Origin of the sequence: uncultured Nostoc sp., assembly GCF_964247315.1 — a bacterium.
Lineage (GTDB): Bacteria > Cyanobacteriota > Cyanobacteriia > Cyanobacteriales > Nostocaceae > Nostoc.
This window is the reverse complement of record NZ_CAXTTT010000021.1, coordinates 54,108-65,898: the sequence shown is the minus strand read 5'-3', so window position 1 is coordinate 65,898 and position 11,791 is coordinate 54,108. Positions and strand designations below refer to the sequence as shown.

Below are 11,791 nucleotides of genomic sequence, written 5' to 3'. Positions count from 1 at the left end.
TTTACTCCCAGTTTACCCGATTTTGTGGTTCAATTACCTGAAAATTGCTGTAAATAAATTGGCAGTAAGCAATTAATTTATAACTTATAACTAATTAAGTTTTCGTCTTGCTGCTGCTAAAATTAGACGTTGTTCAGCACGAGCGATCGCTTGATATGTTCGCTCGATTGCTTCCGGTTCAACGGAAATGGAAGTAATACCCCATTCCACTAACTTATCAATAATTTCTGGATAGAGGGCTGGTGCTTGACCGCAGATTGAACAAGGTATCCCGGCACTTTTAGCCATTTGGATCAGTTGAGCGATCGCACCCATAACTGCTGGATGACGTTCATTAAATACTTTTGCTAGCTGTCCTTGTTCTCGATCCACTCCTAGCAATAATTGGGTCAGGTCATTTGTACCAATAGAAATTCCTGCCACACCTGCGACAACATATTCTGGTAATAAAAACAAGACACTTGGCACTTCTGCCATCATCCACAATTGAAACTGCACCACCTCGGTTAAAAAAGCTTGCTCAACTTTGCGACGGCAAAAGACAAATTCTTCTACAGTCCGCACAAAGGGCAACAGCAGGTTTACATTGGTGTAGCCAGCTTGCTGTACACTCCCTAAAGCTTTCAGTTCTAGCTCAAAGACTGCGGGATTTTGTAAGTAGCTAAAGGTGCCACGTTCGCCCAACATCGACTGGGGCGAAGATTGTAAACTATCACTCAATGATGGTAAATCCTGCGATCGCCAATCTAAAGAACGATAAAAAACTGGTCTTGGTGCAAAGGCACGGGCAAATTGCATAATCTGCTCAGACCATAGCTCTAACAATTCTGCCTGACGCCCGCTTAAAATCCAACTATTGGGATGTTGCCCGTTCAATATATTTAGTACCATCAATTCGGAACGCAACAATCCGACTCCATCCACAGGCAGGTTTTGTACTTGTTCTATTAAAGTGGACTGACTCAAGTTAACCAGCAATTGGGTAGCAATCATAGGTAGATGAGACGTAAAAGAAGCATGAGGTGCTTTTAGGTTAAGGTGATGGGAGGAAAGAAGATTTTCTTCTCTGCCTTTGTCCATCTCCTCCTTTAAGTCTCCTTTGATGCGATAAACTTCTCCTCTGTCGCCATCAAGCAGCAATCGTTCGCCAGTTTGGATTAAAGTTGTGGCAGATGTTGCGTTTACTACTGCTGTGATACCTAATTCTCTAGCTAGAATTGCCGCGTGACTGGTTAATCCCCCTTGTTCTGTGATAATACCACCAACTTGTTGCAATAATGGCAACCAATCAGGTGTAATCGTTGGTACTACTAAAATTACTCCCTTCGGTAATTGTTCTGGTTTCTGTTGCGGATTGGTAATTACTAGCGCAGTGGCTGCAACACGTCCCCCGGCTGCCCCTAGTCCCCGAATGAAGTGTGAGTGGGGAATTATAGATTGCGAAGAACTAACTTGTGTGATGTAAAGCTTTCCAGATGTAGTTTGCCCGGCGATAGTCCATTTAATGGTAAAGGTTTTACCTAGTTCACTTACCAGTTGAGTTCCCAGAGCAATTATCTGTTGTAAGTATTCTTCTTGTAAAGAGTACTGTTTTTGTTGGGCTTCTGGAAGTATATAGGTAATCAGACAAGTGTGATCTGGTGTTAGTGCTGAGTTCGGCACAGGTTGCGAAAAAACTTTAGGCGCTGCATCATCAACACCATAAGCCAGCATTTTATTGCCCAGTTGTTGCTCAAGAACAACTCCAGTTTCCGGTTGAATGTAGTAAATATCTGGCTGTACTTCGCCAAGATCTGTCGCAATTCCTAATCCCCAAGTAGCTTCAATTTCCCAGCCAGAGGAGTTGGCTGTGAGCGAGCCACTGGCGATCGCATTCTCAACAGGTTGCACCAAAACTGCGAGATTAATTTGTTGGAGATTTATTCCTGAGTGCTGCCAATATAATAGACTTCTGGCTCGAAATATCTGGCTCCAGGTACGCTTTAGAGCCAGTGCGATCGCTTCCGGTTCGCACTGACAAAATACCGACTCCAGCAAACCCGATATATTCTTCATATTTGGGTTAGCAGTCGATACTGCCAAAGTTGGCCGAAGAATCAAACAGCTAGTTTGCCATTCTCTAGCTGCTTGGAAAATTGTATTCACCCACTGCTGTGCCACAGTTGCAGTCAGAATTTCTTGGCGCAAGCGACTAGCCACCTGCTGAAGTTGACGCCAATTAGTTACATCCAGGTGTAATGAAGAATAAGGTAAGTCAGCGACTAATGATTCTGAACTATTGAGATTTTCGAGAAATTGTCGCAAAATTTCCGCCGAAATTACAAAACCAGGCATCACCGTATAGCCACGCTGGATAATTTTGCTCAAGTAAAAGGCTTTGTCACCTACTTTGGCGCGGTCTTGTAGTTTAATTTGATCTAGCCAGTAGAGTTTATTCACTCAATTTGTTAGTTGTCTATTTGTAGCCACAGCAATTTCTTTTTGGTATGTTATCAGGTTAATCCACTGAATTCTGAATAGAAAGTACTTAGGACTTACAGCAGTTTTCTTTTGCATGAATTACAAAGTTACGGGTTTTGAAGCAGAATACAGGAGGTAGAGACTCCTGACAGCAGAATTCAGAATGGGCTGTGCCCTGCTGCGCTAACAGGAGTCAGAAGTAAAACAGGCTTTATACCTGGCTTTGAGACGAATTGTTGTGTACTTCAGTAACTTTAAATACGCTGTATAGCTGATTTGCTCGATTTGTACATAGCCGTATCATATTTAATTGTTGAGTGTATGGGTTAAATCTAACAATTTAAGGTATAATTCTGTAGCTAAGTCATTTTAAATAGCCAAAAAACTATTTAATAAACTTAAAATTCATGTAGTTTGCCCACATTACGATCGCTACCACAATTTAACAATGCAAATCTCCATTCATTAATTAGAATAATATTTTATTGAAAAATAATCCTAATAATGGAAAATATTAATTCTCAGTTTCAAAACCATTACTGAATTGATAGAATCCAAATATGAGATAGGCTATTGCACTACACCCATTGGATTAAACTGCATTAATAAAACATTAGAATAGTTTTGTACTACTTTTATAAAAATATTACGATTTAACTTAGTATATAGAATTCTCCAGATCAGACTAAACATTGGCAAACACTTACTACCTTGCAACTGATGATTGGCTGAATATCAGCTTTCGGCTATGTACTGCATTGCTTATTGGAGCAATCATTGGCTTAGAACGCCAAATTAGGCGCAAACCAGCTGGTTTAAGAACTCACATGCTGGTGAGTTTAGGTTCAGCCTTATTTATCTTGATAATCATGCAAACAGGAGGACTGCAAGCTGCTAGTCCTGATGCACTTAGCCGCGTGATTCAAGGGATTGCAGCTGGTGTAGGATTTCTTGGTGCTGGAGAAATTGTACGCCAATCTTCCCAAGAATCACAGCAACTTGAAATTCACGGACTCACCTCAGCAGCGGCTATTTGGGTTTCATCTGCATTGGGAATTGCTGCTGGCTGTGGTTTATGGCAGTTAGGATTAATCAGTGCTATGCTGACTTTTTTAGTTCTCAACGTTTTTAAAAGGTTTGAAAAACATCAAAAAAAATCAGAGTAGAGGCATACAGATGAACGCTATAAATCCCCAGATGAAAATATCTTTAAATCAATACAGTTCAAAATGACTGGAGTGCAAAGAAAAAGATTCAGTCATGAAGCAAGTAATAAAAGAAGCCAAAAAACGGCTAAAAAGTCGCAAAGAAGCAGGTAATATTCGCTCTAGCATTACTCGTTTAGCGAACTTAGCCAAAAAACTGAAATAGCAGTCTTTTGGAAACAGGGTCTAAATTGATTTTTAAGACAACTTGGTAGATGGAAGCATTTCTTCTTGCTGGCTCCTACAACTATCAAATTTCTAACTTCCCAACTAATGTTTAGACCGTATGAAGCGTGGAGAGTTTAAGGGTTGACTTGGTGGCTTGTTGTTGGTTTTGTTATTTTGAGTTAAATCAACCTCAATAGGTTTGTCGTCAAATGCCAATTTTTCTGCTAATTTTGTAGCTAGGCTTGAATCTTTAAAAGCTTGCATTGAAATACCATAGTTATTACCGTAATAGGAAGTTAAATTAGGGCATTTTTGAAATTGATATTCTTTATCCTTATTCTTTTTATCTGGTTTCCCATGAATAGCTACAACTCGCCCTGCTGTATCTAAAACCGGGCTACCGCTCATTCCTGTAATCGTCGGATTACTGTAATTTATACTATAGCCTTCATCAAAAGTTGAGACTTTACTAGTTGATAGTACGGTTCCTTTATTAAATTCCTCTTTTTCTTGTCTCTGTTTGTTAAAACAATCTTTCAATCCATATACATAAACAGTTTGGTTTTGCGATACAGGAGATGTTGTTAACTTAGCAGTTGGATATTTTTTACCTTGACTTTGACTATCAAATTTGATGATTGCTAGATCAAAATTGGGGTCTTCTTCCACTTCTTCATATTTAATTTCATATTCTTGATAATTTTGCCCATCATAGACTACAACCTTATACGGATCTTCTTGATTTGTTAGATTTTTCTCGTCAGGTCTTAAATCTTTCGGAAGCTGTATATCTTTACCAGGTGCAATAACAACAACGTGCTTAGAAGTTAGCACATAATGCGTGTAACCATCTCGGGCAATTATGATACCTGTTCCTTTACCTTTGTAAGTCCTATTTAAATAAATTTTTAATTGTTAATTTTTAATTGTTAATTCTCCTGCTTTCACGAAAATAATTTGGGATGACTTCAACCACTGGGAATCAAAAGAACCCAAGTGAGTGGTAGTAATCAGGGTTTGAAAGCGGTCTTGAATGGCATCAAGCAATTGATTTTGGCGAGATAAATCTAGTTCGGCAAGAACATCATCAAGTAATAGTAATGGTGGCTCTTTGACGACTTCTTCAATTAATTGTAATTCAGCTAATTTTAAGGCTAGAACCAGCGTTCGTTGCTGACCTTGAGAACCATATTGACGAGCGGGTGTCTGGTTAATGGTTAATTCTATTTCGTCTCGGTGGGGGCCAACAAGGGTAGTGCCTTGGTGCATTTCAGCAACGGCTCGCTGCTGAATTTTTCCTAAAAAAGCTTGCTGTACTTCTTCTGGCTGGTTATCCTCTAAAGGAATATTCGGCACGTACTTGATTTGCAGAATTTCTGTACTGCCACTGATACTGCCGTGCCAGGTGGTAGCAATGGGAGCTAATCTTTGGATAGCACGATCGCGTCGTCTAATTACCCTAGTTCCTGTAGTAGCTAACTGTGCATCCCACAGCGCTAGTTCTGATTGTAAAGACGCTGCATCCAACGTTTCTACATGGCGTTTTAAAAAGGCATTGCGTTGGCGTAACACATGGTTATACTGCTGCAAAATGTGAGCATAAACTGGTTCAAGTTGAATTAATAGTGTATCTAACCAGTTGCGGCGACCTTCGGGGCCGCCGCGTACTAAATCTAAATCCAAGCTGGAAAATTGAACTGCATTGAGAATGCCAAGAAAATCCATTTGACGGCGGATCGATTCGCCATTGAGAGCAACGCTACGGCGACCATTACGGCGCAGGGTTAAGGTTAGGTCGCTAACACCTGTTTGTCGCTCAAGGGTGGCATTAATTTGGGCTATGGCTTCCCCTTCTTGAACTAAATCGCGATCACGGGTCATGCGGTGCGATCGCAATGTCGCCAGTAACTCCACCGCCTCCAACAAATTCGACTTTCCCTGAGCGTTATTACCTACCAAAATTGTTTTGGCAGCAGTAAACTCAACATTTTGGTCTTGATAATTGCGAAATTGTCGGAGGTTTAGAGTTTTTAGGTACATAGGGAAAAGTTAGGAGCGAGGAGGTAAGAGTTAGGAGTTAGGAGTTAGGAGTTAGGAATTGAAAACTCATATCTTAGTAACTCATAACTCTTCACTCATAACTCCTCACTTTTTCAAACGGCCTTCTTGCCCATAATCCGCAAGAATATCTTTTCCGCTTCAATCCAGACAAACATTAAAGCACTGAAACCAATACAAACCCCCAATTCTTGCATATTCAAGTAATGAGTACCAAAGAAATCTCGCAGAGGCGGGACGTAAACTAGCATCAGCTGCAAAATCGTGGTGACGACAACAGCCGCTAGTACAAAGATATTGGAGAAGGGATTCATCTCGATGGTCAGTCGGTTGTTGGAGCGAATGGCGATCGCATGACCCATTTGGGCAATACACAAGGTAGTAAATACCATTGTTTTCCAAGCTTCGGGATTTCCCTGATACCCGGCAGCATGGGTATGTTGATAAGCCCACCACATCAAGGCAATACTGATAATGGCAAAGATGATACCAATGCGAATCATATAAGAACCCAATCCCCTAGCGAAAATACTTTCGCGGGGACTAAAAGGCGGACGTTGCATGACATCTGGTTCTGGAGGTTCCACAGCTAATGCCAAGGCTGGTAAACCGTCTGTCACCAAGTTCATCCACAAAATTTGTAAGGGAGTCAGGGGAACGCCTCCCAAACCAATTAAGGGGGCGGCTGCAATTGTGAGAACTTCACCAATATTACTGCCCAAGATGTATTTAATAAAGCGGCGGATGTTGGTGTAAACAACTCTGCCTTCCTTGGTAGCGCTGACAATGGTAGCGAAGTTGTCATCAAGTAACACCATGTCGCTGGCTTCTTTACTGACATCAGTGCCAGTAATACCCATTGCAATACCGATGTCGGCTTGTTTGAGGGCTGGAGCATCGTTGACACCATCGCCTGTCATCGCCACAAATCTACCCCGGCGTTGCAGTGCTTGGACAATTCGCAGTTTGTGTTCTGGAGAAACTCTGGCATAGATGCTCACCAGGTCAACGTTTTGCTCTAATTCCTGGTCAGTCATCCGTTGCAATTCTTGACCTGTGAGGACACGTACACCGGAGGGGTTGCCGGGGGCATCGCCTTCTTGGGCAATTCCCAAATCGGTAGCGATCGCTCGTGCTGTTAATTGGTGGTCGCCAGTAATCATCACTGGGCGAATGCCTGCATCTCGACACTCTTGCACAGCTGCCCTGACTTCTGGGCGTGGCGCATCTAGCATTCCCACCAATCCCAACCATACCAAGCCTTGCTCAGATGTTTCGTCTGAACCTTCTGGGGGAATCTCCACCAGGGGTTTATAGGCAAAACCTAGCACCCGTAAACCTTTACTCGCCATTTGGTCATTTTCTGCCAAAATTTTCTGGCGTTGTTCTTCGGTCAAGCGGCCTGTGTCATTACCCAAATGAATCTGAGTGCAACGTGCCAGGATTAACTCTGGAGAACCTTTGGTAAACATTAAATAAGGTTCCGATTGCAGAAAACTGGCGATCGCAGGGTCAACGCCTCTCGAAAATGCTTCACCTGTGGCGACTCCCTCCACCTGAGCGATCGCGCTCATCCGCTTCCGTTCCGAGGAAAAGGGAAACTCCGCAACGCGAGGTAACTTACTGTTCCACTGGTCTTTTTCAATTCCGGCTTTTCCCGCCAGGGTAAGTAATGCTCCTTCTGTCGGATCTCCTAAAATTGCCCATTCACCTTGTTCTTTTTGCAATACGGAATCATTACAAATAGCACAGGCGACTGATAACGCGGAGATTTCTGGAAATTCTTCTAGGGAAATTTTGTGACCATTGAACTGAAAGTCTCCTGTAGGGGCATAACCTTCGCCGATGACGCGAAAAGTTTTATTATTGGTGGAAATCGATTGCACCACCATTTTATTTTGAGTCAGGGTGCCGGTTTTATCAGAACAGATGGTAGTTACAGAACCCAACGTTTCCACTGCTGGCAATTTGCGAATCAAGGCATTTTGGCGCACCATTCGCTGGGTTCCCAGTGCCAAGGTGACGGTAATTACAGCTGGTAAACCTTCTGGCACTACAGCAACTGCCATACTCAAGGAAACTTCCAAGAGTTCTTGGATGTTTTTAAAACCTCCGTCCTTGATCACACCGCCAGCGACGACGATCGCCACAAGAATCAAAGAACCCGTAACCAGGACATTGCCCAGTTGAGTCATCCGCTGCTGTAAAGGCGTAGGTTCGCTTTCCACCGCCTGCAACATGGTGGCAATTTTACCCAGTTCTGTAGTCATGCCGATGTTAGTTACCAGAACCTTGGCTCGTCCTTGGACTACTTCAGTTCCTTGAAAGACGACATTGAGGCGATCGCCTAATGATGTTTCCTCTGGCAATTTTAGTGATGCCTGTTTATTCACCGCTTCCGCTTCACCAGTCAATGCCGACTCACACACTTGTAAATTAGACTCTTCTATCAAGCGTCCATCTGCGGCTATCTGCATCCCAGCTTCCAGCTGCATTACATCCCCTGGAACTAGTTCCTTGGCTGCTATCTCCACCAGTCTGCCGTCGCGGATTACCCGCACTAGGGGAGAGGTCATTTTTTTCAGAGCTGCCAATGCTTTTTCGGCACGACTTTCTTGGACATAGCCGAGTATGCCATTGAGGATGACAATTGCTAAGATAGCGATGGTATCTTTGAATGGCACTTCACCAGGCTTCAAACGACCCTCCCGCAAAGCCATCAGGTCTAGAAACCCAGAAATGAGAGCTACGCCAATCAGCATCAACAACATAATGTTCTTGAACTGATCCAGCAGAATTTCCCAAGCACTACGGCCAGCAGTTTCTTCAAGCTCATTGGGGCCGTATTTTTTTAATCTCTGTTGAATTTCTTGGGGTGTTAAGCCGCTGTCTGCGTTACTATCAAGCAGGTCTAGCGCTTTATCAACTTCTAAACTATGCCAAACGGCGGCACCTTCAGGCAGAGAATTAGCAGACATCGTGTAGGTCACAGCAAATGGTTACAAAATTCGATCATAATTTAGTGATGGCAGGAATTCCATCTTCTAAAGTTACATTAAGCCGATCGCCCAGTTGTATGAGTGTATATGTAATTCTTAATATTTGTAAATTCCTCCTCTTTTGACATAGTATTATTTCTCACGAAAGAGTTTATCGGAACATATTGTACCGATAATTATTAGTACCTCGCGTAAACGTGGCGATCGAGAACCACTAATTGATGTACTTGGTAAGAGCAACGCCCATTGTGGGCAGTCTTTTAACTCAGCACTCTTCATCCACCCCAATCGGGTGAGCCATTGCTCGACTAGGATTTTTCCATCTCAAGCAATTGGTGTTACCACGCTAAAACCGTTTGAGTCATGTTTCCTCCCCTACCTAAAGGTGAGGGTTTTTTACACTTACCATAAGGTTTTATGAGTTTTGCACTCCCCACTTTGACCGTTAGCCAGATGTTTGGGCAAAGAACAATTCGACCGCTTACTGCTGCTGCCCTGTGTGGCATTACTTTCATTAAAGATAGACTGATTGCCATTGACAGTATTAAAGGGCATCTACTGGAGATCGATCCCACCTCTGACAACAGCAAAATTCTCAATCCCCATCAAGTTGAAGAATTTATCGATGTCACTGGTCTAGCGGTGTGGGATGATACCCTGTGGGTAAGCCGAGAAAATAGTGTTTATTTGTGCAAGCTCAATGCTTTGGATCTGGAACATTTTGTAACATTGCCTTATGCAGCTGATGGCGTTGCTGTTTGGGAAACAACAGTTTATATCAGTTGTCAAAGGCTGGGCTACATCCTGGTTTTTGACCGGGAAACGCGAAAAGAGATTACTAAATTTTATGCCCCTGGAGTTGGGATAGAGAATTTGGCAGTCAACCAAGAAATGCTCTGGATTTGCGATCGCATTGAACAATCAGTTTACGCGATGGACAGAGCCACGGGAGAGCTGCAATTCAGCGTCCTGACACCCTTTGAATGTCCCACAGGCATAACGATACATAAAAATGCCGAAACAGGCAAAGAAAGTATTTACGTTGCCTACGCCTCAGAGGAGCCTTATATTCGGGATAACCCCAATGCCGATCCGAGTCATGAGCTAACATTCCGCGATCGCACTTTTATTCATCCTCTGTATTATCATTACCAGCCAGATAAGCGTTACGCCCTTTCCAATGGCTATCTGATTGAAATGTCATACGCAGAGGAAATTGCACCTCTAGACGAGGTTTATTTACCTGATGTGGAATGGCGCATCGCCCTACCATCGGAAACTGAGCGTCAAAAGGTGAAACACGTTGAACCTATTGGTATACCTTTTACTGAAGAAGTGATAGAGGGGCAACGTGTAGCAGTCTTTAAATTTGATTCTCTTGCACCAGGAGAACGGCATATATTTGGCTGGAAAGCACTTTTGGAAGTTCGAGGTATTAAGTATCGTATAACACCCAAAGATGTAGAAAATATACCTAAAATATCCCCAGAATTACAAACACGCTACCTAGTGGATGACGACGATTTAGCAATGGATACTACCATTGTTCGCCGTTCTGCCAGAGAAGCGATTGGTTCTGAAACCAATGTGCTGCGGAAAATGCACAGCATCCGCAACTATGTTTATGATGAGTTATCCTACGGTATTAAACCTTACATTGATGCGCCAGATACAGTTTTAGAACGGGGCGTTGGTTCCTGTGGCGAATATGTCGGTGTTTTACTTGCCCTATCTCGTTTAAATGGCATCCCTTGCCGCACCGTAGGTAGGTACAAATGTCCTGCCCATAGTGACTTACAAGGAGTACCGCTACAACCTGACTTTAATCATGTTTGGTTGGAGTTCTACGTCCCGAATTTTGGCTGGTTGCCAATGGAATCAAATCCTGACGATGTAGCTGAAGGTGGCCCTTATCCGACGCGCTTTTTTATGGGCTTATGCTGGTATCACATTGAAATTGGCAAAGGCATCACCTTTGAAACCGTGACAAGTCAAGGTGCGCGGCTAACCAAACAAGATATCCCCATCGGTGATTTGGCGATTAATCATATTCGGTTCACAATTCTTAAAGAATTACCACCTTTTTAAATTAGGGTATTGGGAATTCGGGAAAGACGATGAGAAAGTGAGTAGGGTGTGTTAATGCCGTAGGCTAACGCACCTTAATACTCTCTTTTTAACCACAATTTTCGTCTACTTCTGAACTCTTGTTCTTATTCAAGTATTCTTCAAACAATTCAAAAAATTTCTGTAGTGCCTCATGCTCATCTACAGAATAGAAAAGGATTATCTTAGCCCATGACTGACTTGAGTTAATTCCATATTTTTCTTCAATCCATGATTGAAACCCGTCAAATTCCCTTTCTGGCTCGGTTGGAGGTACGCCAACTTCTCTTCGAGCCAGACTATATCCTCGCAGAAGCATATCAAGTCTAGTAATTGAACTTCTGCCTAAATACATTCCTGGTCTTTTCTTTATATTACTTGGAATCTCGTTGTAAATATCAAACCCAGGAAACATCAAATCCTGATGAAGCCTTAAAATGTCTTCACTTTCTTGAGTTTTTGACTGATTTTTCTGTTTTCTAAACTTTTCAAATAGTTCAAAAAAAATATAGAAAGCATTTCTATCGCTACCACCACAGGAAAATATAAGTATTTCGGCCCATGATATTGAAAGATTAGTTTTTTCTCCTTCTTGTATCCATTCTTGAAATCCTTCCATTGGGTAGCCTTCTGGAGTTAATCCTAAGTTACTTAGTTGACTTAAATACCCACCTACAAAAAAATCAAGGCAAGTAATTGATGGCTTATCTATATACATGACGGGATTTTCTTTAATCTTTTGGAGAAGCGTAGAAAGATTCATCATATTGATTACTTCAATTTAATTTAGGGACT

At 42.4% G+C, this 11,791-nt stretch carries 7 protein-coding genes; 2 read left to right on the top strand and 5 right to left on the bottom strand.

What is annotated here, in order from left to right:
- Nucleotides 1–90: 90 nt before the first annotated feature.
- Entirely contained in the window at nt 91–2,439 is a 2,349-nt protein-coding gene (locus tag ACFE93_RS08945) for a putative PEP-binding protein (protein ID WP_375472968.1), read from the bottom strand.
- 713 nt (nt 2,440–3,152) lie between these two features.
- On the opposite strand from ACFE93_RS08945, the gene ACFE93_RS08940 reads away from it, so the two are divergent.
- The gene (locus ACFE93_RS08940; RefSeq protein ID WP_375472967.1) at nt 3,153–3,626 is read left to right on the top strand and encodes an MgtC/SapB family protein; all 474 of its coding nucleotides are present in this window, start codon (nt 3,153–3,155) and stop codon (nt 3,624–3,626) included.
- A 309-nt stretch (nt 3,627–3,935) separates the two neighbouring features.
- On the opposite strand, the gene ACFE93_RS08935 is transcribed toward ACFE93_RS08940, so the two are convergent.
- The 3 genes from ACFE93_RS08935 to ACFE93_RS08925 all read right to left on the bottom strand — a co-directional run bounded on the left by ACFE93_RS08935 (nt 3,936) and on the right by ACFE93_RS08925 (nt 8,869).
- Nucleotides 3,936–4,697 (bottom strand): serine protease, encoded by a 762-nt coding sequence (locus tag ACFE93_RS08935; RefSeq protein ID WP_375472971.1) that lies wholly within the window; start codon nt 4,695–4,697, stop codon nt 3,936–3,938.
- 51 nt (nt 4,698–4,748) lie between these two features.
- Nucleotides 4,749–5,873 (bottom strand): DNA replication/repair protein RecF, encoded by a 1,125-nt coding sequence (gene recF, locus ACFE93_RS08930; RefSeq protein WP_375472966.1) that lies wholly within the window; start codon nt 5,871–5,873, stop codon nt 4,749–4,751.
- A gap of 113 nt (nt 5,874–5,986) precedes the next feature.
- Nucleotides 5,987–8,869 (bottom strand): cation-translocating P-type ATPase, encoded by a 2,883-nt coding sequence (locus ACFE93_RS08925; RefSeq protein WP_375472970.1) that lies wholly within the window; start codon nt 8,867–8,869, stop codon nt 5,987–5,989.
- Between the two features lie 438 nt (nt 8,870–9,307).
- Between ACFE93_RS08925 and ACFE93_RS08920 the strand changes: the two genes are divergently transcribed.
- Complete coding sequence (locus tag ACFE93_RS08920) at nt 9,308–10,978, top strand: transglutaminase domain-containing protein (protein ID WP_375472965.1); 1,671 nt, start codon at nt 9,308–9,310, stop codon at nt 10,976–10,978.
- An 88-nt stretch (nt 10,979–11,066) separates the two neighbouring features.
- Here the strand turns inward: ACFE93_RS08920 and ACFE93_RS08915 are convergent, their stop codons facing one another.
- Entirely contained in the window at nt 11,067–11,762 is a 696-nt protein-coding gene (locus ACFE93_RS08915) for a hypothetical protein (RefSeq protein ID WP_375472964.1), read from the bottom strand.
- Between the last annotated feature and the right edge of the window lie 29 nt (nt 11,763–11,791).